At 46.9% G+C, this 23783-nt stretch carries 20 protein-coding genes and 3 tRNA genes; 5 read left to right on the forward strand and 18 right to left on the reverse strand.

The genetic code is table 11. The features are described from left to right. Nucleotides 1-61: 61 nt before the first annotated feature. Nucleotides 62-1045 carry a hypothetical protein gene (locus OP864_RS04435; protein ID WP_270100089.1) on the forward strand — a complete coding sequence of 328 codons (984 nt, stop codon included), beginning with the start codon at nucleotides 62-64 and terminating at the stop codon, nucleotides 1043-1045. Between the two features lie 136 nt (nucleotides 1046-1181). Here OP864_RS04435 and sppA read toward each other — a convergent pair whose 3' ends face one another. The 17 genes from sppA to OP864_RS04520 all read right to left on the reverse strand — a co-directional run bounded on the left by sppA (nucleotide 1182) and on the right by OP864_RS04520 (nucleotide 18068). Beyond that, nucleotides 1182-2996 carry a signal peptide peptidase SppA gene (gene sppA / locus OP864_RS04440; protein ID WP_270100090.1) on the reverse strand — a complete coding sequence of 605 codons (1815 nt, stop codon included), beginning with the start codon at nucleotides 2994-2996 and terminating at the stop codon, nucleotides 1182-1184. A gap of 368 nt (nucleotides 2997-3364) precedes the next feature. Next, a complete protein-coding gene (locus tag OP864_RS04445; RefSeq protein ID WP_015691550.1) occupies nucleotides 3365-4141 on the reverse strand; it encodes an enoyl-CoA hydratase/isomerase family protein in 777 nt (258 codons plus the stop codon). A 199-nt stretch (nucleotides 4142-4340) separates the two neighbouring features. Beyond that, nucleotides 4341-6746, reverse strand: a complete 2406-nt coding sequence (locus OP864_RS04450; RefSeq protein ID WP_270100091.1) for a YfhO family protein — start codon at nucleotides 6744-6746, stop codon at nucleotides 4341-4343. 116 nt (nucleotides 6747-6862) lie between these two features. After that, the gene (locus tag OP864_RS04455; protein WP_270100092.1) at nucleotides 6863-7330 is read right to left on the reverse strand and encodes an ExbD/TolR family protein; all 468 of its coding nucleotides are present in this window, start codon (nucleotides 7328-7330) and stop codon (nucleotides 6863-6865) included. Nucleotides 7331-7348: 18 nt separating this feature from the next. After that, nucleotides 7349-7882, reverse strand: a complete 534-nt coding sequence (locus OP864_RS04460; RefSeq protein WP_270100093.1) for an ExbD/TolR family protein — start codon at nucleotides 7880-7882, stop codon at nucleotides 7349-7351. Between the two features lie 18 nt (nucleotides 7883-7900). After that, complete coding sequence (locus OP864_RS04465) at nucleotides 7901-8383, reverse strand: hypothetical protein (protein ID WP_270100094.1); 483 nt, start codon at nucleotides 8381-8383, stop codon at nucleotides 7901-7903. 40 nt (nucleotides 8384-8423) lie between these two features. Then, on the reverse strand, nucleotides 8424-9308 hold the full coding sequence (locus OP864_RS04470; RefSeq protein ID WP_270100095.1) for a MotA/TolQ/ExbB proton channel family protein: 885 nt from the start codon (nucleotides 9306-9308) through the stop codon (nucleotides 8424-8426). A gap of 146 nt (nucleotides 9309-9454) precedes the next feature. Further along, nucleotides 9455-9541 (reverse strand) — tRNA-Ser (locus OP864_RS04475). Between the two features lie 444 nt (nucleotides 9542-9985). Continuing rightward, nucleotides 9986-11080, reverse strand: coding sequence for a 4-hydroxyphenylpyruvate dioxygenase (hppD, locus tag OP864_RS04480; protein ID WP_015691557.1), 1095 nt, complete (start codon nucleotides 11078-11080; stop codon nucleotides 9986-9988). A 317-nt stretch (nucleotides 11081-11397) separates the two neighbouring features. Further along, on the reverse strand, nucleotides 11398-13053 hold the full coding sequence (locus OP864_RS04485; protein ID WP_270100096.1) for a capsule assembly Wzi family protein: 1656 nt from the start codon (nucleotides 13051-13053) through the stop codon (nucleotides 11398-11400). A gap of 9 nt (nucleotides 13054-13062) precedes the next feature. Beyond that, nucleotides 13063-13686, reverse strand: coding sequence for an outer membrane beta-barrel protein (locus tag OP864_RS04490; RefSeq protein WP_270100097.1), 624 nt, complete (start codon nucleotides 13684-13686; stop codon nucleotides 13063-13065). A gap of 124 nt (nucleotides 13687-13810) precedes the next feature. After that, nucleotides 13811-14128: an MAE_28990/MAE_18760 family HEPN-like nuclease gene (locus OP864_RS04495; protein WP_349294447.1), complete on the reverse strand. Its 318-nt coding sequence runs from the start codon at nucleotides 14126-14128 to the stop codon at nucleotides 13811-13813. Beyond that, nucleotides 14119-14508: an MAE_28990/MAE_18760 family HEPN-like nuclease gene (locus OP864_RS04500; RefSeq protein WP_270100098.1), complete on the reverse strand. Its 390-nt coding sequence runs from the start codon at nucleotides 14506-14508 to the stop codon at nucleotides 14119-14121. Before OP864_RS04500 ends, OP864_RS04495 begins: the two co-directional genes overlap by 10 nt. A gap of 23 nt (nucleotides 14509-14531) precedes the next feature. Next, nucleotides 14532-15677 carry a DUF262 domain-containing protein gene (locus OP864_RS04505; RefSeq protein ID WP_270100099.1) on the reverse strand — a complete coding sequence of 382 codons (1146 nt, stop codon included), beginning with the start codon at nucleotides 15675-15677 and terminating at the stop codon, nucleotides 14532-14534. 480 nt (nucleotides 15678-16157) lie between these two features. Continuing rightward, nucleotides 16158-16233, reverse strand: a tRNA-Pro gene (locus tag OP864_RS04510). 80 nt (nucleotides 16234-16313) lie between these two features. Next, entirely contained in the window at nucleotides 16314-17492 is a 1179-nt protein-coding gene (dnaJ, locus tag OP864_RS04515; protein ID WP_270100100.1) for a molecular chaperone DnaJ, read from the reverse strand. Between the two features lie 18 nt (nucleotides 17493-17510). Continuing rightward, nucleotides 17511-18068, reverse strand: a complete 558-nt coding sequence (locus tag OP864_RS04520) for a nucleotide exchange factor GrpE (protein ID WP_270100101.1) — start codon at nucleotides 18066-18068, stop codon at nucleotides 17511-17513. Between the two features lie 580 nt (nucleotides 18069-18648). On the opposite strand from OP864_RS04520, the gene OP864_RS04525 reads away from it, so the two are divergent. Further along, entirely contained in the window at nucleotides 18649-19263 is a 615-nt protein-coding gene (locus OP864_RS04525) for a hypothetical protein (RefSeq protein WP_270100102.1), read from the forward strand. A gap of 91 nt (nucleotides 19264-19354) precedes the next feature. On the opposite strand, the gene OP864_RS04530 is transcribed toward OP864_RS04525, so the two are convergent. Next, nucleotides 19355-19427: transfer RNA gene (locus OP864_RS04530), tRNA-Phe, on the reverse strand. 205 nt (nucleotides 19428-19632) lie between these two features. On the opposite strand from OP864_RS04530, the gene OP864_RS04535 reads away from it, so the two are divergent. From OP864_RS04535 to OP864_RS04545, 3 genes are all read left to right on the forward strand, one after another. Continuing rightward, complete coding sequence (locus OP864_RS04535; RefSeq protein ID WP_270100103.1) at nucleotides 19633-20850, forward strand: hypothetical protein; 1218 nt, start codon at nucleotides 19633-19635, stop codon at nucleotides 20848-20850. Nucleotides 20851-21114: 264 nt separating this feature from the next. Continuing rightward, nucleotides 21115-23019, forward strand: coding sequence for a molecular chaperone DnaK (gene dnaK, locus OP864_RS04540; protein WP_041329508.1), 1905 nt, complete (start codon nucleotides 21115-21117; stop codon nucleotides 23017-23019). 149 nt (nucleotides 23020-23168) lie between these two features. Beyond that, the gene (locus tag OP864_RS04545) at nucleotides 23169-23777 is read left to right on the forward strand and encodes a glycoside hydrolase family 73 protein (protein ID WP_270100104.1); all 609 of its coding nucleotides are present in this window, start codon (nucleotides 23169-23171) and stop codon (nucleotides 23775-23777) included. The last annotated feature ends 6 nt before the right edge of the window (nucleotides 23778-23783 follow it).

Raw genomic sequence — 23783 nt, forward strand, 5'->3', positions numbered from 1 at the left:
ATAAAATCGTTTACCTATATTTATAACGTCAACTAATTAGTAAACTAATAAACGCAATCCAATGGTAGAAACTACTGGATGGATCAAGACGGAAAACTTCGTCTATACGACCACCAAAGAAAACAAAAAGAAGATGTACCTTTTAGCGAAGGATCATGTTCACAAATTGACAGAAAAAGCGAGCAGCGATCCTGTCATTCAAGACATCTTGAACTTTATTCTCCCTGCCTATGAGGACTTTCTTCTTCAGTATCGTAAGAATACGGTAGAGAAAAGAGATTATCATCAGAAGACAGCAGCATTTGAAGATCTAATTGCCCAATTGTCTGGCGTTGAAATTCGCCGCTGGGATGTTGAAATTCAGATGACCTATGATATTGCTACAAATGACTACCGTCTATTTCTTCCCTACGGACGAGAGCCCTTCCAAAAAGGGACCTATGATATGCGCATTGAGGCAGTCATGACCTTGGGAGATTTGTTGAGCGCCGATCCGCAGCTTCAGGGCTTGGGGGCTCGTGTACTTGCCTTTGGCCAGCAGCTAGATGATCTTCGTGGCCAGCAGCAGGGAGTAGAAGGTAATAACGATGACAATGTAGATGATTTGGAAGCCAAGCGTGAAGAGCTCGCTATTATACTTTATGGTGCTTTTGCTCGCCTATTGGCCCATTATTACCGTACGCCCAAGCGGGTAGATAACTTTTATGAGCTCAAGTATTTCCGCCGCAGCCGAAATAGCAGCCAAGAGCAAGAAGAAGAAAACGACAACTTTAGCAACTTTGAAGTGGCTCTGAGTCCTGGCAGCAGCCAGCAGCAACTAGAGGGCCTACTTATTGGTGGCGAGCGCTTGCGTTTGCAGCATATTAGCGGAGAGCCCGTCTTGTACTACTTCTTGGTTAATTCTAGCGATAGCCCAGGCCAACAGTATGAGTTGCAGCCCAACCAAAGCGTTGAAGTGATTGTCCCGCTTGGCCATCGTCTTATTGTGCTAGAGAATCCTAGCCGCCGAGACAGCCTTGTCGAGATTGAGCTCCTGCCTAGCTAGGCTTAGCAACAGAACAGCCATCCAAGACTATGGATGGCTTTTTCTTTGTTTGGGTCTTTGGCCCAAGAGCTGGCTCAAAAAGAAAGCGGCCTAGGAGAAATTCTCCTAGGCCGCTACTTATTATGGTCCTATTGCTTTAATCTAGCTTTAATTCAAAAGGCAGGCGCATTTGTGGTCCTTGCATGCTTCGCAAGTCTTTTACCTGCTTCATCCAGATCAAAAGCTCGGGATCTAGATCTTGAAGCAATTGATTTTTCTGCCATTCGGTCGGCGAGAAATCAACTTTTTTGCCTCCCGTCAAGCTTTCCATCAGCTCTTCTTCAAAGTTTTTGATCTTGGGGTAATGCACGGCATCATAGCTTTCACCCAAATTGGCCAAGGCGGCAGCTTCTGTAATAGCGGCATCTAGGCCCGCAAGGCTATCGACCAATCCAATTTCTAGAGCGGCAGTGCCCAGCCATACACGGCCCTGAGCAATGCTATCTACATGGGCGCGCTTGAGGCCACGGCCCTCGCTCACTCGGTTTTTGAACAAGTCGTAAATCTCCTCAATAGATTGGGTAATGATGGCCCCCTCCTCTTCATTGAAGGCGTAATATTGGCCCATATCCCGACTCATGATCGAGAACTTGCCCGTTTTTACGGTATCCATGGTCAAGCCCAACTTCTCTTCATAGAGGCCGCGCATATTGGGAATCATACCGAATACCCCAATTGAACCCGTAATCGTATTGCTTTCGGCAAAGATTTTATCCGAGTTAGAGGCAATATAATAGCCGCCCGAAGCCGCTACATCTCCCATAGAGGTCACGACCTTAATCCCCTGTTCTTTGGCCAACTCAATTTCTCTCCAGATGACCTCAGAGGCAAAGGCAGAGCCCCCACCAGAATTTACTCGCAAAACAATAGCTTTTACCTTATCATCTTCACGGATTTCACGGATGGTGCGGGCATAGAACTCGCCCCCAATACTCCCGCGATCGCCTTCGCCATCAACGATGCTTCCTTCTGCAAAGATGACGGCTACCTTATCCGAGCCCGCAGAGCGTTCCCGCAAGGCCTTTTTCTTGATATCATAGTAGCCAGAAAGGCCCACAAACTTCAGTTTGGCCTTTTTGTCATCCTGAATCCCGACTAGCTCACGCAACTCCTTAATGACTTCATCCTTATACTTCAGGGCATCTACCATACCGTATTGTAGGGCCGCATTGGCATTGCGAATCTTAGCCTGATTGGCCAATTGATATAGACTATCGGCAGAGATGCCACGGCTCTCGCCAATGACCTCCAAATACTGCATATAGGCCCCATTGAGGTACTCTCGCACTTGCTTGCGGTTGGCCTCGCTCATATCCGTTCTGCGGAAAGGCTCGGTAGCGCTCTTAAATTTTCCTGCATAGTAGATCTGTGCTTTTACACCCAGCTTATCCATTAGGCCCTTATAGTACATAATTTGTCCCCCAAAGCCCATGAAATCAATACCGCCCATAGGGTGCAAATACAACTTATCTGCGGCAGAGGCCAGGTAGTAAGTAGACTGTGAATAGCTATTGGCATAGCCCAAGACAAACTTCCCTGAGGCCTGAAAATCGGCTAGGGCTTCGCGGACCTTTTTCATGCTAGCAAAACCACCGGGGCTGCTCTTGGGAGAAAGGTAAATCCCCTTGATATTGGGGTCCTCCTTGGCTAGGGCAATCAAGGCCAAAAGGTCGGCTAGACCTACATTCTCGGCAAAGAGGCTTTCTAGGTCGGTGGCCCCACTTTTGTCCAAATTATTGCTCAATTCTGGAACAGCGGCCCCAAAATCTAGCTTCAAGATGCTGTTTTCCTCCACCTTGGGGTCGCCGGGCTGGTTGAGCAGCACAATGGTCATAATAATAGCCCCTAAACCAAAGAGACCAACAATGGTCCCGAAGCAGGAAGCAAAAAACTCACGGATAAAATTCTTCATAGATGATTGATTTATTAGATATGTTCTTTTTCTAATGATTTGGGGCTGCCCCGCCCTCCGGGCGGGTCGGGCTGTGTCAGGGCTCGCTATTCGCTCGGCCCTGCGCGGGCTACGCCCGCTGGGTCTGGCCTTCGGCCACCCTTTTCCATCCCTCAGCCTCTGCGGCTAAAGCCGCAGCCAAGCGACATAGCGCTTTGCGCTATGGGCTAAGATGCTGGGCTGGGGCCCAGCATATCGGCGGCTTCGCCGCCTCTTTGGGCCAAAAAGGCCGCCTTGCTCAATTCATTAGAGAAAATAGTCAAAGTTTTTGGGACAAAAAAAGGGCTGCCCCTAAAAGTCGACAGCCCCACAGATATTTCGGACAAAACTTAGTGCCCTTTAAAATTGGGCGCACGTTTCTCCAAGAAAGCCGAGGCCCCTTCCTTAAAGTCTTCGGTATTCACGGCATTGGCAAACTCGATTACTTCTTTCTCGAAGCCGCCCTTGCTAAAGTGGCTATTGACACATTCGATCACTTTTTGGATAGCGATAGGGGCTTTAGTAGCAATCTTCTCTAGGAGTTCTTTGGCCTTAGCGACCTCCTCTCCTGCGGGCGTGACATAATTCAGCAAGCCGAGGCGGTAAGCCTCTTCGGCCTTAATCATATCGCCGGTCATGAGTAATTCGATGGCTTTGGTTTTGCCCAAGTATTGGATCAAGCGTTGGGTTCCGCCATAGCCGGGGATAATGCCCAGATTTACTTCGGGTTGGCCAAAGCGGGCCTTCTCGCTAGCGACACGAAGGTGGCAAGCCATAGCCAGCTCACAGCCACCGCCCAAGGCAAAACCATTGATGGCAGCGACAACAGGAACCTTAAACTCTTCAATCAAAAAGAAAATATCTTGGCCATGTTGGGCCATCTCCAAACCAGCCTGAGCGTCTAGTCCAGTAAACTCGCTAATATCGGCACCCGCCACAAAAGACTTGGGGCCTGCTCCAGTAAGGACCACCCCTTTAAGGCCTTCTACGGCTAGGGCATCTTGGCCAAAAAACTGCTTGAGCTCCTTCAAAGTTTGTTGATTGAGGGCATTGAGCGCTTTAGGGCGATTGATAGTTAGTGTAATGATGCCGTTTTCTTCAACGGCCAAAAGATTCTGATAAGTCATAATGATATCTGATTGATCAAATGGATGTTTTTCTATTGTGCTGCGTCTAGAGGCGGGCCCAGCCCGCCGGCCTAGCGATGGTAGGCAGTGCGGCGCAGCCGCAGACCCAGGCGCTGAAAGCGCCGCAGGGCCGAGCGAATAGCGAGCTGCCGAACGTAGCGCCGACGAGCGAAGCGAGGCGGAGGCCCCAAACAGAAGGCTATCGCTTTCTTTGCCAGAACAGCAAGCCCCCAAAGATAAGAAAGCCGAGCAAACTCCCCAAGAGGGCGGGCTGCCAATAAGGGGGCGAAAACTGCAATTCGATTTGGTGCTGGCCTGCAGGCAGCGGAAGGGCCATAAAACCCAGTTGGGCCCGATAAATCGGCTGCGCCTCCCCATTGACCAAAAGTTGCCAATTTGGATCGAAGGGAATGGAGAGGAAGAGGGCTGCGGGCTGCTCTAAGGCTATTTCGCCTTGGAGCTGCTTTTGGCCCAACTTACTCCAACGAACGACTTGGCGACTTCGGTTGGCGACATCTTGGCCCAGCTCATTTGGGCCATAAGCCTGAGGGTTGAGATTATTCAGGGGGTTATCCTGCAGAGCAGTAAAAGCCCCTAGATCCTCTTGGGCCAGCACCAAAGTTTTGAGCAAAGCCATCTGTTGTCTAATTGATTGATTATCCTTGGGCAGGGCCTCCCATTGCTTTTCCGAGCATTTTGTATCGTAAGTGAAGCCTAGGGGGAGAAACATACTATTCTTCCAGATCTTGACGGCCCCCACACTATCTTGCAAAACATAAAAGAAAGGATTGACAGGCTCCTTAGCCAGCCAATACTTGCTGCTAGCTAGGACCTGCAACAAAGGCCGTTGGCGAATGCCGGGGGCCCAGCGGGTTTGGTTTTCGTCCTGGGGATCAATCACTGCAGTTTTGGCCAAAAAGCGGATATAATTCTTTTGGTTGAAAGAGTGATAAGAGGAGGAGCCCTTGAAGTTTTGGACCTTGGCATCATTGAGGCCATTGTGCATAGCGGGGCTAGAACTATACATCTTCTCTATGCGGTAAAAGCCAGAGTCTTGGGCTTCAATTTTGGCCAAAGCGGCTATGCTCTCATCTTGGTAGCCTATATTTTTGGACCATTCTTCTTTGCTGATCATTTGTCGGTCGCTGCTATACACCTGCTTAGCCGAGAAAATCAGCTCGGCCAAAAAGAGCAGGGCCAGAAAACCAAAGGCCTGCAAGCGATATTTTTCAACGGCTAGGGCCGCAATGGCTAGCGCGCCCCCCAGCAAAAAGATAAAGAGCAGATTCTGCAAAGGCTGATCGACCTGTACCTCTTTGGCCGATAGAAAAGGGACATAGAGCAGAGCCGCCCAAAAGACCAGGCTAAAAATGAGCAGCCAAATATTCGGCTTGGCCCCCTGCAACAGCTTAGAGAGTCCCTTTAGGGCCAAAAGCAGCAAGCCCGTGGCCACAAAAAGCGAGTAAATGCGGTAATAATTTCCTGCGTACAGCCAAATGCTATATCGGAAAAAGGGAATAAAAAGCGGGAGCAAGAGTAAAATCAAGGCGGCCAAGCTCAGGTAGCGTTGCTTGCCCTTTTGGAAAAAGAGCGCTTGGGGCAAAAGCAAGAGCAAAGGGAGAGCGATATAGAGGCTAGGGGCCTCTAGGTAATTATTCCAGCCCTTATAGGCCAGAACATTTTGACCATTGGGCAACTGCTCATAGGCGGCCCCAAAGAAAAAGTTGGGCGAAAAGAGTCGGCCAAGGATCGTCAGGGCCTCCGCCTTTTGGGTACTGCCGAAGCCTTCCTGCATCAATTGGGCAAAAAAGGCGGATTCTCCACCCACACGGGGGCTGTTGAGAATTTGGTCAATAGTACTAATTAGGAGGACCGAGCTCATGAGTAGGCCAGCCGCTCCCCAGATCATTAGCCAGAGGTAGAGTTGGATAATGGCTTTTTTATCTTTCTCCCCCAACTCCAAGAGGCGAAAAACGCTATAAACGCCTACAAAGAGGCCAATAATATAGAGATCTACAGGCATATTGAGGGCCAAGAAAAAGACCGAAAGGCCGAAAGTCTCTCCTTTTTGTTTGGCCAGCAGGCGCTCGAAACCCCAGAGGCAAAGCGCCATAAAAACGGCTTGAGTGCTGAAGACATACCAGCCTGCGCCGATGAGCAGAAAGCCAGAGAAAGCGAAGGCCAGTCCCCCCGCCATTTGGGCCAGGGGCGCCAACTGTCTATAGCCTAAAAAGCGAAAGAAAAAGAAAGCCGCCAAAAGCAGCTTGAGTGCTTCCATCCAAGCGATGCCATAGGCCAGTTGTTTTGGGCCGAGGAGATAGAGCGGCCATTGGAAAGGGTCGCCTAGGCTAAGGGGGAGAATATTTTGCCCCATTCCTTGTTGGAAAGACCAAGTAGGGAGCCCCTCTTTTTGGAGATAGTCTGCTACATGATGGAGTTGGGGATAAAACACATTAAGCGTATCGCTTCCAATATCTTTAAAGAGGAAAAGATTTGGGCCAAAGAGAAAAGCGCTAAAGGCCAGCAGAAGCAAGATAGTCGTCAGGCCCAAAAAGATATAGGTTTTATGGGGCAGCCATTTTTGGGGAATAAGCGAAGAGGACATAAGGCGAAGAATTAGGGAAGCCCATTATGCTAGGGGCTTCCGTTGCGCTAAAATTGACTAAAAAAAGGCCCTTCTCAGCCAAGAGAAGAGCCTATAGAAAAGATTGCTTGTTATAACTAGTTAGAGCGTTTGTTGGCCAAATAGCTTACTCGGCGGAAGTTGGCTCTACGCAGCTCTGTTTTTACATCGGTGATGAGTCCCATTTTCACTTCCCCATCAATTTTCATGGCACAAGTCATTTCGTTGTGGCGTTCGGGGTTAATGGCCGAACGTTCTACATTGACAAACTGCATGATATCATCAGGAGTAGCAAAAGCATCGTTGAGTTGGATCTTAGGAGCCGAACCAAACTGAGCTTGATAAACGGGAGAAGGAGGACCGATGAAGATATGGCTCACCATAGATTTTTTCTCTAGCTTTTGTAGTTCAGTAGCTTGAGGAATTCTGACGCGCACCTTTACATCTGCATCACGCATTTTTGTTACTACCATAAAGAAACAGAGCAACATAAAAACGATATCGGGTAAAGAGGCGGTGGTGATACCGGGGGCATCCTTCTTTTTATTCTTCTTAAATTTAGACATGGTCTAGTGGTTTAAGATTTAATCAAATCGAGTGGGCTCCGCTTCAGAGAGGAACTTGGGATAATCCTCACGGATAGCCATACGGTCTTCTTTTTCGAGGGTTTGGTATGGGCGGCCAAAGCGGCGCTGGGCTTCTGACTCCCAAATGGCATTATAGGCAGCTTGTAGTTCGTTGTAGACCCCTAGGTAGGTAGAGTAATCAGTTCCATCATCATTTTGCAGCGAGATCACAGCTGCTTTGGGGTTATCTGACATAGTAGGGTCAGAACCATTGTTGGTGATAAAACGGATAGCTTTTTCCTTAAGGCTTTCTACAGGAAAGCCGGGCTCTCCTTCTACAGCAAGCTGATTGGCCCCATTGATGACCACTTCTAGAACGTTACGAGAGTTTTTATCCTGAGGTTCTGGGGGTTCATCTACCCATTGGGGGAGAGTCACCTGTAGTCCAGAATCCGTTTGAATAGTCGTAGTAACGAGGAAGAAAACCAAAAGCAGGAAGGCGATATCGGCCATAGAGCCTGCGTTGATTTCTGGGATTTGTCTTTCAGCCATAATTCTTGATTTCTATGATTATGATTTAATGGTATCCCAAACTGCGGAGAAGACCCAGGCAGCAATACTGAGGAAAATCATGACCACAGCGAATAGGAGGAGGCCATCGACAAAAGCGACATCGCCAGCTTCTAGGTGGTGGTTATGGTTTCCTTGAAAGACTACCAATTCTTCGGCAGTGGGAGTAGTACCCATTGCTTTAGTGACAAAGAAAACAACCAACATTGCTCCGGCGGTAGCTAGGAACTTGATTGATTCTTTGATATTGAACGCCATGTAGAGAATAGGGCCTACAATAGCGACAATAGAGCAGATAGCAATGAGTAGATAAGTAATATTTAGCGCAGGGTTGAAGATTCCTGAAGCATAAAGCGTAGGCCGATCTGCTTCTTCTGGAAAACCTCCAACGATTGCGAAGATAGAGATGAGAGACAATAAGGCACCTAAAGAGAAGCTAATTGTCACCCCATGCTTTTTCAAAAACTGATATGCACCGTTCATAAGGCATTTCTGATTTTTGGATGTGAATGGAGAAAATCAATTAGGCTTCTTTGCCATTATTGTTGTAGCCGTTATCTAGGAGGATGTCAATCATAGAGATTGTAGCATCTTCCATTTTGTTAGATAGAGAGTCTACTTTGTTGGTAATCAAGTTGTAGAAAATCTGAAGGATAATCGCTGTGATCAGACCGAATACGGTAGTCAAAAGGGCTACTTTAATACCACCTGCTACATCAGAGGGGCGGATATCACCAGCGGCTTCGATCGCATCAAAGGCTGAGATCATACCGATTACCGTACCCATAAAGCCCAACATGGGAGCAAGAGCGATAAATAGCGCCAACCAAACCAAGCCTTTTTCTAGGAGGCCCATTTGTACGCTACCGTTAGAAACGATGGCTTTTTCTACAGCGTCTAGGCCGTTATCTACGCGGCGGAGGCCTTCTCCGAGTACTTCGGCGGTGGGGCCAGGAGTAGCTTTGCAAAGCTCGTGAGCACCTGCAATATCGTTGGCGCGAACATGGTCCTCAATTTTGGTCAACAACTTTTTGGTGTTGATAGTGGCCAAGCTAAGCGTGATGATACGCTCAATAGCTACAGCCAAACCAAGGATCAAACAAACCAATACGAAGGTCATGAATTCCCAACCTCCATCAATATAGTATTTCTTAATTTGCTGGTAGAAAGTTACTTTCTCAGTTTCAGCATCTGCAGTTTCTACATCAGCGCCCGTTTCTTCGGGGGCGGCTTCAGGAGTTTCTTCAAGAGTAGCAGCAGTATCGGCTCCCTCTTCTGGAGTTCCTTCTTCTACTTGTTCAGTAGGGTCGCCGTCGTTATCAGCGGGAGGATCTTGGGCATAAAGCGCCGTGGTTGAAATCGTTGCTCCCAAAACAAGCACAAGCAACAAAGCAAACAATCTTTTCATAATAGATGTGCGATTTAACAGTTTTTCGGAAAATTACTTTTCGTCTTTACCAAGAAGCAAGAAATTACTTCTTAGAAAGCAGCTTTAAAGTTAAAGTGTAGTTGAAAATTTGAGCGCCTAAATTACTTCAGGCGCTCGGGAATTAGCGGAGAGAGCGGGATTCGAACCCGCGGTACCCGTAAAGGCACACACGCTTTCCAGGCGTGCCCGTTCGACCGCTCCGGCACCTCTCCTGTTCTTTCCTCTGCCCTCGGGGCTTTCGGAACCGCACAAAATTTGTAAAATAAAGTTATAAAACAAAATTTTTTTTAAGCCTAAATTAACAAGCGCCTTTTTTTAGCTTCCATTTTGCTTTATTTCCTTCATTTTCAGGAGCCGCCTAATTTCCTCTTATCCTTAGCCTTTTGGGCCAATATTTGTTTTATAGACGCCTCTTTTTCAAAAAGGGGTGTGCGCCCCCTCTTTTTTTTCTAAAAAACTGATTTGGAGTAGCTCCTTGCGTTTGGGGAGGGCCGAAGGCCCGACGGCCTAGCGATGTGCAGCAGTGGCCCGCAGGGCCAGACCAAAGCGCTTTAGCGCTGCAGGGCCGAGCGAAGAGCGAGCTGCGAAACGTAGCGCCGACGAGCGTAGCGAGGCGGAGGCCCCAAAACAAAAACGACCTACTCCAAATCATCATCTTAAAGGGTTCCTCTTAGCTCTTGCTCCCGCTCGATGGCTTCAAACAAGGCCTTGAAGTTTCCTTTGCCAAAAGATTGGGCGCCACAACGCTGAATGATTTCATAGAAAACGGTGGGGCGATCCTGTACCGGCTTAGTAAAAATCTGTAGCAAATAGCCATCTTCATCTCGGTCGATCAAAATATTGAGTTTTTTCAACTCTTCCAAATCCTCTTCAATTTTGCCTACCCGATCCAAGACCGTATCATAGTAATTATCGGGCACATAAAGGAAGTCTACCCCATTGGCTCTCAACTGACTAACGGTCTCAATGATATTGTCGGTAGCCACGGCAATATGTTGCACGCCACCGCCCTGATAAAAGTCAATGTACTCCTCAATTTGCGACTTCTTACGGCCTTCGGCGGGCTCGTTAATCGGAAACTTCACATAGCCGTTTCCATTAGATACCACCTTACTCATTAGGGCCGTATACTCGGTAGAAATATCATTATCATCAAAGGTAATCAGGAGGTTAAAGCCCATCACTTTTTGGTAGTATTCTACCCATTTATTCATCTCGCCCCAACCGACATTGCCTACGCAATGGTCAATATATTTTAGGCCGACAGGCTGGATTTTCATAGGGCTTTCTTTGGCCATATAGCCCGGCATAAATGCGCCCTTATAATTTTTGCGCTCGACAAAAGTGTGCACGGTTTCGCCATAAGTATAAATACCGGCTAGCTTCACTTCTCCATCTTCATCGCTCAAAGTTTTAGGCTCAAAAGCCGATTTTGCCCCTCTTTCTAGGGCCACTTTATAGGCATTTTCTGCATCATCTACCCAAAGGGCCAAGGTTTTCACCCCATCGCCATGCTTTTTCACATGCTCCGCCACGGGATGATCGGGCACTAGAGCCGAAGTCAAAAGCAAGCGGATTTTGCCCTGCTCCAATACATAGGTACAAAGCTCCTTATCGCCAGTCTCCAACCCTCTATAAGCCACCAACTTATAGCCAAAAGCCGTTTGATAATAGTGGGCCGATTGCTTGGCATTTCCCACATAAAACTCCACATGATCGGTCCCCAACAGGGGCATTGCATCTTGGTTCATGTTACTGTTTTTTTTAACGTATTTAGATGATCTTGCTGTTCAGCGCCTAAACTTAAGGAATTTTTAGCGCTTTTTACTGTTTTTTGGGGCTGCCCCTTCCGCCGGGTTAAAACCCAGCGCAAAGCGGCATCGCTTTGCGAGCTTATACAAAATGAGGGTTAAAACCCTCATGAATTATCGGCCGGGTCGGGCTGTGTCGTGGCTCGCAGGTCTGCTCGGCCCTGCGGGGCTTTCGCTTCGCTTCAGCCCCTGGGTCTGCGGCTTCGCCGCCCCACTTTCCATCCCTCAGCCAGCGGCGGCTTTGCCGCCTGTAGGACCTAAAAATCTTGTCCTCGCTCTAGCATATTCCAACGCAAACCTAGGCGGCCCCAAAGCGCCTGCGGGCTTTCTGTTAGACCAGTTATCTTTTCTTGGCGGAAAGATAGGCCCAGGTCTACAAATAAATTGTGGCGCAGCTGATAACTGCCCAATAGATCCAGATATAATAAATGAGTGGCCAGCCCCTGCCCTATTTGGTTGCCATACTCCTGTTCTCTCGTAATATAGGAAAGGTGGATATTGCTGCCCCAATTGCTGCCGCTGCTATCCTGCCCATAAAAGGCATAGGTACATTGGGCCCGAAGCTGCAGTTTGGGCATTGGCTGATAGCGAATAATGGCCAAAAACTCTCTAAAGTTGGCCCCTAGCGGATGGGCCAAAGGCTGATTATAATGCGTATAACTAGCCGAGCTATCTCTAAAGGTATAGGTATAGGGACGAACCGTATTAAACTCCAATTGCAGATCTAGACGATTGATATTGGCTACATTTCGGTATTTGAGGCCCAATTGCAGACCCTGTTTGTTGGCCCACCAGCCCCCATTGGCCGCAGAAGGCGAACGGAAGACCTCTGAAAACACAAACTCATCAATGACCACTTGTCCATAAAAGGCAAAGCGCCGCAGAAAATCCCAGCGAAAATTTAGGCCCAGCATAGCATTATCTGGGCTGCCTAGGCCTTGCTCTACCGCCCGATAAAAAATAAGGGGATTGAGATATTGCAACTCAAACCCTTGCTCTCTACCGAAAACGATGGCCTCAAACAAGCCAATTTGTAGGTTTTTGCTCAGTTTGAGGTCCAGATAATGCGCTGCCAAATACTTTTTGGGATAGAGCCCATTGGCTACAGGCGCATGATCCTGCGTCAATTCTGCAAAGATATTGCGGTAATGAAAGCGCCAAATGCGAGTATCTAATTGCAGATAAAAATAATTGTTTGAGAAATCGGACAAGAGCAAAGAGCGGTGCCCATCGCCAATAAAATGGCGGCCATGGCCCAAGCGGGCCGAGATATAGGGCATAATCTGAAAACCAATATGTCCCTGGGCCAATAGATAATCTACCCCATCTTCTGGGGCATCGGTCAGTTGGCTATCATAGACCTTATAAAAGCCCGCCCCGGGCACTGCCCCAAACTCACTAATTCGGTTTTGGATATGGCGGGGAAAAGCTGCCTGATTTTCGGTAAGGGTTGTCGAAAAAAACAAGCGTTTAGCAATATCCCCCTCTAGGCGCAAGCCTCTACGGTTGAGGAAAAGCAGGTTTTGGCTTCCATCTTCTAGGCGCTCCCCTCCTGCTTGCAGATGCAATAAAGGATTGACCGAAAAATAGAAATCGCCAGTTTGCAAGGCATATAGATTGGCCTTTTGTCTGTAGAAATGCGACCAAAAACTTTTGGGTGCGGGGGCCAGGCTATCCCAAAGGGCATTATCGGCTAAAAGATAGCTAGAGTCTGGACTTTGGCTGGCCAGCTTGCGCAGATCGCTGCGCAAAAAGGGCCGCAGGCTGCTATGTGGTCCTTCCAATTGCGGGGCAAGGGTCTGTGCTCGGTCCAAATAATCATCGGCAGGGCCCTGCAGGGGGCTATATTGGCTAGTTTGGGCCCAAACACTGGCCGAAAGCAGCAAGGGCAGAAAATAAATGAGCGCTTTCATGAAAACGAATTAGAGCGTAAAGATAGCCCGCAGGCTAAACATATAGGGATTAAAATAAGTATCCTTGCGGATATTCATAGGGGCTCTTTGCCAGCGAACATTGAGGCCCCAATTTTTGGTAAAATAAAAGGTCAGGTCGGCCACAATCATGACATAATCCTTTCGAAAATTATCAATTACAGCAGGGTCATCTTGTCCATTGATAGCTACAGTAGCATTAAGGATACGATTATAGGAAAGGCCTGCCCCAAACTGCATACGGTGGTAGCTATCCTTGCCATCTTCTGTGGAAATTTCCCAATCTTTGAGTAAGATAAGGACCGGCACCTCTATATTATTAAGGTGTAGATAAAAGTTGCGGGGCGCTCCCTGAAGAGAAGGCGACTGGCTACCTTGCTGAGAAAAAAGAATCTCTACCCCTAGGTCCCAAATAGGCGCCAAACGGGCCGTTCCTCTTGCGCCAAGGTTTAGGCCGGGCTTGGTATAGCCTGCGGCATCATCGCCATCTATTTGGGCCATATTTACCCCAGCAATAATGCTAGCCGAAAAGCGATTCTGATAATCTGAAGACTGCGCTAGAAGCGGTAAGGTCCCCATCCATAAGATAAGAAAGCATAAGATATTAAGTCGCATAGTAAATATTTTAGCGTGAAAGCCTCAAAATACTGCGCTTTTAGGGGATTGGGAAGGCGGGGGCTATTTTTTATCGTTTTGGAAAATAGAAACGGTCTATAGGCTCTTCCCTATAGACCGTTGGTTAGGACTTTAAATATGTTTTATTATTAAGTGCTACAAGCATTCTTTCAATTATTTCAGCCATTAAATCACCTAATAATAGCTTGTAATCGTTATAGTCTTTCTGATCGATTTTAGAAGCTGTAAGTACCTCAACTCCATGTGCTATACGATTTCGACTGTCTAACAAACTCTTTAGGTCTCTTTCCAAAAAATGTCTGGCTCCTGATAAACCTTTATGGACCTTTGAAAACTTTTCAATACCAAATAAAATCAAGCGATCATTCATGACCTTAAATCCCAAATTACTATTTGTGTTAATTATAGTGTTTAACCTAATTGGGTCGCTGTAACAGTAGTTTCAAATTTTTGGTAGAATCTAATTTTCTGAGCTATTCTTTGAGGAGAATTAACCAATTGGCTAACCTGATCTTCAAGATGACGGACAACAATGCTATCTAAAAGATCAAATAATTCCACCTTCACGCTTATCATTTCTTGATTTAAGAAGGAAATATATTCTGCAAGTAAATTTTGAAAAAAACCTTCCCAAGCAGCATAGAGCATAGCTATAGATTGCTGAGAAAGTATATTTTGCTGAACTTCTTTGAACGCTCCCCTAGTAGGCTTAATAAATGAAATATCTTCAATTTCTCTAAATAGCTTCAAATAACTATCTAGTAAGATTTCAGTCGTTTGCTTAAAATCGTCTATTGTCATTTGTTTATTATTTCTAAATGCTATCACTCGCTAAATAAAGAGACTGCTCTTGTCAAACGATTTCTTGTTCGACTTCTAGAATTTGAAGCAGAGCCTGAGGCCTGTCTAAAAACTGCATCTTCTTTTAATTCCTCTATTTTTCTTCTTAGGGCATCATAGTCATCTACAAAGCGTTCAAAGTTTTGCTCTACGCCTATACAAATACCATCAAATAAAGCAGGAGTAAACTGGCCGCTCTGATTTTTAAAAATATTCTCATCCCCTAATTCCAACAAAAGATTAAACACCTTTTCAAAATTTGATACAAAAGGCTCCTTCTCAAAAGATGGATCTTTTGAGAGCTTTTGCATGAAGTTATCTAAGAAAACCTCCATTTTATCGCTAATAGATTGATGCCTACCATTAGAGTAAGCTAAAAACCTTAAGACCAACTCTTGATTATATAATTCTTGTTTTTTAGCAGCAGATAGCTGGTTTCCAACTAGACGCAGAAAACTATCCTTCTGGCTTAACTCTAAGAGCATATCCGCTACCCTTACCCCATTATCCTCTGTCCGAAAAATAGCATTCCTAATTTCTTGTGGTTTCAACTTACTTCCGCCTGAGTTTAAGCGCTTAAACAGCTCAAACTTCATACTCCTACCAGTATTTGATCTTAGTATTTCTACTCGGCAGACTGCTCGTTTAATATTCAACTGCAACTTTCGGGGTAAATCATAAAACCCATAACCTTCTAAAGCGGGTAACAAAATAGCCTTAGCTAACTTCCATTTGTTCATGCCTCCCTCAGTTACATGCTCCTCAGCTTCATCCTCATCCTCTAAACGAGTTGTTATTGAATAATTTTCAGATTCTGACAAATGCCCTAAAAAAGAAATAATGGTTGCTGACCGCTGCAAACCATCAATGATTTCCCAACCTCCATCTTCTACTTCTGCTACAAAAATAGGGGGAATAGGAATAGCCAGTAAGATGGACTCTATCAAGGCTGTTTTCTGGTCCTCTGTCCAACGGTACAAACGCTGGTATTCTGGTCGGATGATTAGTTCATTATCACGATACATATTAACCAGCTCCCCAAAAGAAAGGTCCATCCTTTCTGTAGATATTTCACTCCGTTTATTAGCTACTTGTTGTTCTAAATCTTCTTCTCTTATTTGTTGAGCCATAACTTATTTTTTAGTTTCTCTAATAGTTAAATATAGGGCATTTTGTACTTTTTTCCAACAAAAACTAATAATAAGAAAGGCGGGGGCTGTTTTTTATTGATGGTTTTGCCTTTTCTGCGCCTAGGCGCAGGAAAGGGGAAAGACAAAGTTTTAAACAGCCCCCCATAGCTAGAAATGGATTGATTAACTAACTGAGAAAGATAAAAGGCCAAAAGATTTCAATCCATGCGGGTTTTAACCCGCATGCCATAAAAAATATTGCGGAGCAATACCTTGCTTGCTGTAGGTTTCAACCTACAGTAAACGGCCTAGCGATGTGGAGGGGTGGCCGAAGGCCAGACCGAGGAGCGGAGCGACGAAGGGCCGAGCAGACCTGCGAGCCCCGCAACGTAGCGCCGACGAGCGCAGCGAGGCGGAGGCCCCAAAACATCCCAATAGGCACAAAAAAAAAGCTGAATAACTCTAAAGTTATTCAGCTTTTGGTCGGGATGACTGGACTTGAACCAGCGACCACTCGCCCCCCAGACGAGTACTCTACCAACTGAGCTACATCCCGATTCGCTAGTAGCGTTGTTGTTTGTGGTCACAAATATAGGGCAATATTTTTAAGATCCAAACTTCTAGCGATTATTTTTTCTAATTTCCTCCAAAAACATCTCGGAGACGGTCCAAAAAGCCCTTTCTACCGCCTTTTTCCTTGGCATTGGGAATGAAATTTTTGCTGTCGCGCATTTTTTCTAAAGCACGGCGCTCATCCGAAGACACATTTTTAGGCACCCAAACCTTAACATGAATGAGCTGATCGCCCTGGCCATATCCTCTTAGAGAAGGGAGCCCCTTGCCTCTTAGACGGAAGACCTTGCCGCCCTCGGTGCCCGCAGGTAACGTCACCTTGACCTTGCCCGTTAGGGTGGGGACCTCCACGGCGGTACCTAGGACCAAATCGGCAAAGTTGACGTCTAGCTCATAATGAATATTATTGCCATCTCGAGCAAAGAGCTCATGCTCTTTTTCTTGGATATTGATGAGCAGATCGCCAGCAGGACCACCATTCATGCCCGCATTTCCTTTGCCATGCATAGAAAGCTGTAGGCCTTCCGATACCCCAGCAGGGATGTCAATCTCTAGGGTTTCTTCGCCATAAGTACGGCCCTCGCCTCCACAGCTGCCGCATTTGCTCGTAATGCTTTTTCCAGAGCCATTACATTGGGGACAAGCCACGGTGGTTTGCATTTGGCCCAAAAAGGTGTTTTGCACCCGACGCACATAGCCGCTGCCATTACAGCCACTACAGGTCTTGATTGAACTGCTATCTTTGGCCCCTGAGCCGCCACAGCTAGCACAATTGACGTACTTCTTAACCTTAATCTTCTTTTTGGCGCCCTTGGCAATTTCTTCTAAGGTTAGGCCAACCCGAATACGAAGATTAGAGCCTTTTTGGCCGCCTGCAGCCCTACGGCCACGGCCCCCTTGCTGCTGACCAAAGAAGTCGAAACCGCCTCCTCCGCCACCACCAAAGATGTCGCTAAACTGAGAGAAAATATCTTCCATAGAGAAGCCGCCTGCACCGCCAGGTCCAGCGCCCTGATTCACGCCAGCATGCCCATAACGGTCATAAGCTGCCCGCTTTTGGTCATCATTGAGCACCTCATAGGCTTCGGCTGCCTCCTTAAATTTTTCTTCTGCCTCGGGGTTATCGGGGTTGCGGTCTGGGTGGTACTTCATGGCCACCTTGCGGTAGGCCTTTTTGAGTTGCGCCTTTTCCACATTCCGATCTACGCCCAACACTTCATAATAATCTCTTTTCTGCGCCATGACTCTTTATCTTCTTTTTTATTGGCCCACTACAACCTTAGCGTAGCGGATGATTTTTTCATTCAAAATGTATCCTTTTTCCACGGTATCAATCACCTTGCCCTTGAGCTCTTCTGTGGGAGCGGGCACCTTAGTGAGGGCCTCATGAAAATCGGGATCAAAGGCTTGGCCAGTAGATTCCATTTCTTCCAATCCTTTTTGGGCCAAGGCTTTTTTCATTTTTTCATAAATGAGCATAATGCCATCATCTAGCTCTTGGCCAGCTTTTACCGCCCGATCAAAATCATCGAGTACGGGCAAAAGCGACTTAATCGTATCGGCCGCAGCAGTTTGGATCAGCTGCAGTTTTTCTCTGGCATTGCGCTTTCTAAAGTTGTCAAACTCAGCATAAATACGCAGGTATTTATCCTTCATTTCGGCCAGTTCTTGGGCCAATTTTTCTTTTTCGTCTTTGGGAGCTGCCGTTTCCTTCACAGTCTCCTCTTCCTGAGTTTGTGCATCTGCTTGCAACTGCTCTTCTTGCTGCTGTTGCTCCTCCTGAGGATCTAGTTGTTCCTCCTGCTTCTTTTCTTCCATGATAATATATATATAGTATGACGGTGTTTAAACGATTTCACTTTGGCCCTTGTCAAGTTTTTTGCCAGCCGCAAGATAAAGACATCTTGTCAGTTTTTTCTTGCTTTTTGGCAGTTTGTCAGTTTAGCCTGACAGGCCGAGGGGGAGCCATTATTTTTTTATTGATTTTTTTGGGGCCTCCGCAGCTTCGCTGCGGCGCTACGTTTCGCAGCTCGCTATTCGCTCGGCCCTTCGCCAGCAAGCTGGCTCGGTCTGGCCCTGCGGGCCACTGCTACACATCGCTAGGCCATGAACGAGCGCAGCGAGCTGCGCCCAGCAGGCGGCAAAGCCGCCGCAAAGGCGCGAAGCGCCTCGGCTGAGGGATGGATAGGGTGGGCCGCAGGGCCAGACCCAAGTTTTTTGAAGCGAAGCGAAAAAAACTGCAGGGCCGAGCAGACCTGCGAGCCCGGCACAGCCCGACCCAAGGCCGTAGGCCGCAGGGGCAGCCCCAAATAAAACTTCTTAAATTCCTGTTAAAGCCCTAAGTTTGTCCCCTCCTATTTAGATCAAGAGTGAGCAACTCATTTTAAAAAAACAAACTATGCGTTTATTTCAAATCGGGCTATTTTTGGCCCTCTTTTCTGGTGTTTTCCTTTTTTCTTGCCAAGATAATGCCCCTCAACAAAGCGAGGGCGAAGCAACGGTAGCCGCCGATAGCAGCCAGGAGGAAAGCAGCGCCTCGCCTAGCCCCTTGAGCCCTGAAGAGCAATTGGCCAAGATGGAGCCCGCCGCCCAAGCCGAAATGGCCAAGCTCAATGAAACGGCCTGCGCTTGCCTGCAAGAACATGCCGAGGCCATCACTAATTTTACCGATAAGGCCCTGCCCGCTATTGCCGAAGCCAAAGAAAAAGGAGGGGTTAGCCTAATGGAAGTTCTGGGCCCCTTGATGCCCGATATGCGCAAGATGAAAGGCTATCGCGAATGTGGCAGCCAGGCAGATAGTAGCATCAATCAAAACCTAATTGATGAGGCCATGGCCAAAATTTTGGGCGAAAATATGGACCCCAAAGCCGCTAGCGAAAGCAAAATAGCCATTATGAACGCCCAACTCAAACAAAACTGTCCCGATGGTTTTGCCATTCAGGAAAAAATTACCGCCTTTGCCGAGGCTGGCCAAAGCTTGCAAGGAGAGCAGCCCGCTGCCCCTCATAAATAGGCCTTGAAGTAGAACACTGGCTAGTGATTTTTATCGCTAGCCTTTTTTGGGGCAAAAAAAAACCTCCAAGCCAAAAGCTTGAAGGTTAAAGTGGTTTCGGGCGGACTCGAACCGCCGACACACGGATTTTCAGTCCGATGCTCTACCAGCTGAGCTACGAAACCAGCTGTTTTTGTTTTGCGTGGCACAAATATAAGGCAGTTTTTTAAACTTCCAAAGGTTTTCTGAAAAAAACTATACTTTTTTGTGAATTCAGAGCCTGGCCTTAAAGTTTTTTAAAAATTTAAGATTAGTGAGGCCTTTTATTAAATTTGCGCAAGTCCTTTTTTGCCCAAAAATGTTTGGTCTCATCCTTAGAATTTAAAATCTATGTACTTAAAAAGATGGAGTGTACTGGCCCTACTCCTTTGTTTTGGCCTGTTGAATAATAGTTGCGATAATGAAGTTGATGTAGTTGGCGACTGGAAAGAGGTGCCTATTGTTTATGGCGTAATTAACCCTCTGCCTTTATTTTCGCCTATGGAGCCGCACTATATTCGTATTGAAAAGGCCTTTTTGGACCCTCGTACGGATGCCTTTCAGATTGCGCAGCGGGCCGACTCCCTTTATTATGGTCCTTTTGACCTAGAAGTAATTTTGTATGAGCAAACGCAGCAGGGCTCTCAGATCATTAACACTCCTCTAGATACTTTTGAGCGGGTAAATGCCACAGATGAAGGCTTTGCGGACCGAGAAGAGGGTATTTTTGCGGCTAGTCCCAACTATATTTATAAGAGTGATGCCGTTTTGCCTGTAGGCCGTTACCTTATGCTCAAGGTGAAGAACTTGGCTACGGGCAAAGAGTATGATATATATACAAAGAGCATTCAGCCTGGCAGTCGTGATTTTACCGACTCGACCTTTAATGAGTTTAGAGTGACCACACCCTCGACGAGTTTGGGGATTAAGTGGGCCAACTATGACCAGGGCAGCCAAGACTGGATTTTTAGAGATATCCGCTTCAACTGGGCCACCCCAAGCGATGCGGCTATTTATGATCTTTCACTAGATATTCATTATTATGAATTTGAGGTAGACCAAAGCCAAACGGGCGAGCCCGAGATTCCTGGAACTCGAGTACGTAAAACCCTCAAGTGGACCCCCTTCCGCTCTGTTTTGGCCTCGGGTACTTCAGCGCCTAGAGGACTCTGCAATCTTTGTCCACAAACCTATGAACGCTTTATTGAAGGCGATGGAACCGTGGCCCAAGAAATCAATGGCGAGAGCTTCTTCCGCTATTTGGCCAACAACCTATCGAGTACTACGGATAATAATATTCGCCGCTGCTTTAGCGAATTGGATATTCGGGTAGATGCCGCTGGCGTAGAGCTGGCCAACTACCTCAAGGCCAATGCAGCCAACCAAAGCCTAGTGGGTGGACTGTTTCCGGCAGAGCCCTACACAAATGTTCCTGATGGCTATGGCATTTTTACCACAAAAATGTTTACCACTAGAAAAGGCTATGAATTAGACGATGAAGTTTTGGAGTACCTCAAATTTGGGGAAATCACTCGAAATCTTGGTTTTAGAGATTATAGCTGCAACTAAAATATAAAAGGCCCTTTGGAGGGCCTTTTTTTATGCCCTGCAAGCCAGGCCGCCAAGCAATCACTGACAAGAGAGCGGACAAAAACTGAAAAAATGGCAGCTTGTCAGGCCAAAATGCGGGCAAAAACAGCCGATTTGGCAAAAAAAAGGGCAAAAAAGAGAATAAATTCTGTTGGTACAAGCCTTGATCTTAGGGCAGTGTCGCTCAATGAGGCGAACAACAATAATTGACTATCAAACTAACAAATTCAATATCTACAAGTTATGGGTAAGATTATAGGAATCGACTTAGGAACTACCAACTCCTGCGTATCTGTAATGGAAGGAAACGAACCTGTAGTGATTACCAACGAAGAGGGTAAGCGCACTACGCCTTCTGTTATTGGTTTTTTGGATAATGGCGAACGCAAAATCGGTGACCCCGCTAAGCGTCAGGCAATTACCAACCCGCACAAAACAATCATGTCTATCAAGCGCTTTATGGGCTTGCGCCACAGCGAAGCTGGCGATGATGTGAATCAGGTCCCCTATGAAATTTTGAAAGGGGCCAACGATACTATTCGTGTAAAAATTGACGACCGCGAATATAGCCCGCAAGAAATTTCGGCCATGACGCTACAAAAAATGAAGCGCATTGCAGAAGAGTACTTGGGCCAAGAAGTGACTGAAGCTGTAGTTACTGTACCTGCTTACTTTAACGACTCTCAGCGTCAAGCCACTAAAGAAGCTGGCGAAATTGCCGGACTAAAAGTTCGTCGTATCATCAACGAACCCACTGCCGCAGCTCTTGCTTACGGTATGGATAAGGCTGATGAGGATGTAACTATCGCTGTTTATGACCTTGGTGGAGGAACTTTTGACGTATCTATCCTTGAACTAGGCGGCGGCGTTTTTGAAGTAAAATCAACAAATGGTGATACGCACCTTGGTGGTGACGACTTTGACCGTGTGATCATGGACTGGCTCATTAGCGAGTTCAAACAACAAGAAGGTATTGACCTTAGCAAAAATGCAGAGGCCATCCAACGTCTAAAAGAAGCTTCAGAAAAAGCTAAGATTGAGCTTTCTGGTGGTTCTTCTACAGACATCAACCTTCCTTATATCTCTTTCAATGAAAGTGGCGCTAAGCACTTGGTCCGCCAATTGAGCCGCTCTAAATTTGAGCAACTCATTAGCGATTTGGTACAGCGTACTCTTACGCCCTGCCAAAAAGCACTAGATGATGCTGGCCTTTCTATCGGCGATATTGATGAGATTATTCTAGTGGGTGGTTCTACTCGTATTCCTGCCATTCAGGAAGCTGTAGAAAAATTCTTCAACAAGAAGCCCAATAAGAGCGTAAACCCCGATGAAGTAGTGGCCGTAGGTGCTGCTATCCAAGGTGGTGTATTGACTGGTGAGGTGAAAGATGTTCTTCTCCTAGATGTTACTCCCCTTTCTTTGGGTATCGAAACTTATGGTGGTGTATTCACTCGCCTAGTTGAGGCCAACACGACTATCCCTAAGCGTGCTTCTCAGGTATTCTCTACCGCTCAAGATAACCAGCCTTCTGTAGAGATCCACGTTTTGCAAGGAGAGCGCCCCATGGCCAACCAAAACCGCACAATCGGTCGCTTCCAGCTAGAGGGTATCCCCGCTATGCGCAAAGGTGAACCTCAAATTGAAGTAGTTTTTGACATTGACTCTAACGGTATCCTTAGCGTTTCTGCTAAAGAGAAAACGACCGGAAAAGAACAGAAGATCCGCATCGAGGCTTCTACTGGCCTTTCTCAAGAGGAAATCGATAAGATGAAGCAAGAAGCCGAGGCCAATGCCGAAGCCGACCGCCAAGCTCGCGAAAAAGTAGATAAGCTCAATGAGGCCGACTCTATCATCTACCAAACAGAACGTCAGATGACAGAACATGGCGAGAAATTGCCCGAAAACCTCAAAGCCGATATCGAAAAAGCGGTAACTGAACTTAAAGCAGCTCATCAAGCACAAGACCTAGATGCCATCAATAAAGGGATCGAGGCCGTAAATAACGCTTGGGCTGCAGCTAGCCAGCAAATGGGTGGACAGCCCGGCGCCGGTGGCCCCGAAGCAGGCCCCCAAGGCCCCGCCAATGACGGCCAAGCCGGTGGCGATGATGTAACCGATGTAGAATTTGAAGAGGTAGACAATAAGTAGTCGCCTACTCAAAAACTCCAATAATGAGGCGAGTCAACTTAGGTTGACTCGCCTTTTTTATGTCTTGGCTGTCTATTCTTTATTATCTTTGGACCAAAATCTAACTTATGGCGACATCCCCCAGGCTCCGCTACTTTCTGCTTATACCTATGCTAATTTATTTCCTTTTCCTCTTTTGGTTCCACTGGATTCAGCCCAAAACGCCAACTAAAGCCGAGAAAATTGCGGCCAATAATGAAGCTATTGCCGCCTATGTCGAACGCTTCCACCCTCTCGCTATTGCCGAGATGCACAGACTAGGCGTGCCCGCTAGTATTACCCTGGCCCAAGGTATCCTAGAGTCTCAATACGGAAAAAGCGAATTGGCCCAACAAGCCAATAATCACTTCGGCATGAAGTGCGGCGGCAACTGGGATGGCGATAGCTACTCTAAGTTTACCGGAGAATGGAATAATGAAGCCCAATCTTACCGCCAATTGGCCTGCTTCCGCGTTTTTGATTCTGCCGAAGCCTCTTTTAGAGCACATTCCGACTTCCTGCGCTACCGCAAGTATTACCAAAAGCTCTTTCTCCTCCCCTCCAAAGATTATAAGGCCTGGGCCAAAGGCTTACAAGCCGCAGGCTATGCCACAGACCCCAAATATCCCGATAAACTCATTTCTCTCATCGAACGATTTGAGCTGGACCAATATGATCAGCTCCTGCTCCGCCCAGAATCACCCTGGGTGCTGGCTCCAGATACCCTCTCTTTCGACTAACGATTA

This window comes from Saprospira grandis (assembly GCF_027594745.1).
GTDB lineage: Bacteria > Bacteroidota > Bacteroidia > Chitinophagales > Saprospiraceae > Saprospira > Saprospira grandis.

Excerpts from the sequence above, each read along its gene's own strand:
- OP864_RS04465 (WP_270100094.1), bottom strand. The coding sequence starts at position 8,383 with ATGAACGGTGCATATCAGTTTTTGAAAAAGCATGGGGTGACAATTAGC.
- OP864_RS04490 (WP_270100097.1), bottom strand. The coding sequence starts at position 13,686 with ATGCGACTTAATATCTTATGCTTTCTTATCTTATGGATGGGGACCTTA.
- OP864_RS04505 (WP_270100099.1), bottom strand. The coding sequence starts at position 15,677 with ATGGCTCAACAAATAAGAGAAGAAGATTTAGAACAACAAGTAGCTAAT.
- dnaJ (WP_270100100.1), bottom strand. The coding sequence starts at position 17,492 with ATGGCGCAGAAAAGAGATTATTATGAAGTGTTGGGCGTAGATCGGAAT.
- OP864_RS04485 (WP_270100096.1), bottom strand. The coding sequence starts at position 13,053 with ATGAAAGCGCTCATTTATTTTCTGCCCTTGCTGCTTTCGGCCAGTGTT.
- OP864_RS04500 (WP_270100098.1), bottom strand. The coding sequence starts at position 14,508 with ATGACAATAGACGATTTTAAGCAAACGACTGAAATCTTACTAGATAGT.
- OP864_RS04525 (WP_270100102.1), top strand. The coding sequence starts at position 18,649 with ATGCGTTTATTTCAAATCGGGCTATTTTTGGCCCTCTTTTCTGGTGTT.
- OP864_RS04535 (WP_270100103.1), top strand. The coding sequence starts at position 19,633 with ATGTACTTAAAAAGATGGAGTGTACTGGCCCTACTCCTTTGTTTTGGC.
- OP864_RS04470 (WP_270100095.1), bottom strand. The coding sequence starts at position 9,308 with ATGAAAAGATTGTTTGCTTTGTTGCTTGTGCTTGTTTTGGGAGCAACG.
- dnaK (WP_041329508.1), top strand. The coding sequence starts at position 21,115 with ATGGGTAAGATTATAGGAATCGACTTAGGAACTACCAACTCCTGCGTA.
- OP864_RS04455 (WP_270100092.1), bottom strand. The coding sequence starts at position 7,330 with ATGTCTAAATTTAAGAAGAATAAAAAGAAGGATGCCCCCGGTATCACC.
- OP864_RS04545 (WP_270100104.1), top strand. The coding sequence starts at position 23,169 with ATGCTAATTTATTTCCTTTTCCTCTTTTGGTTCCACTGGATTCAGCCC.
- OP864_RS04450 (WP_270100091.1), bottom strand. The coding sequence starts at position 6,746 with ATGTCCTCTTCGCTTATTCCCCAAAAATGGCTGCCCCATAAAACCTAT.
- OP864_RS04445 (WP_015691550.1), bottom strand. The coding sequence starts at position 4,141 with ATGACTTATCAGAATCTTTTGGCCGTTGAAGAAAACGGCATCATTACA.
- sppA (WP_270100090.1), bottom strand. The coding sequence starts at position 2,996 with ATGAAGAATTTTATCCGTGAGTTTTTTGCTTCCTGCTTCGGGACCATT.
- OP864_RS04520 (WP_270100101.1), bottom strand. The coding sequence starts at position 18,068 with ATGGAAGAAAAGAAGCAGGAGGAACAACTAGATCCTCAGGAGGAGCAA.
- OP864_RS04460 (WP_270100093.1), bottom strand. The coding sequence starts at position 7,882 with ATGGCTGAAAGACAAATCCCAGAAATCAACGCAGGCTCTATGGCCGAT.
- hppD (WP_015691557.1), bottom strand. The coding sequence starts at position 11,080 with ATGAACCAAGATGCAATGCCCCTGTTGGGGACCGATCATGTGGAGTTT.
- OP864_RS04435 (WP_270100089.1), top strand. The coding sequence starts at position 62 with ATGGTAGAAACTACTGGATGGATCAAGACGGAAAACTTCGTCTATACG.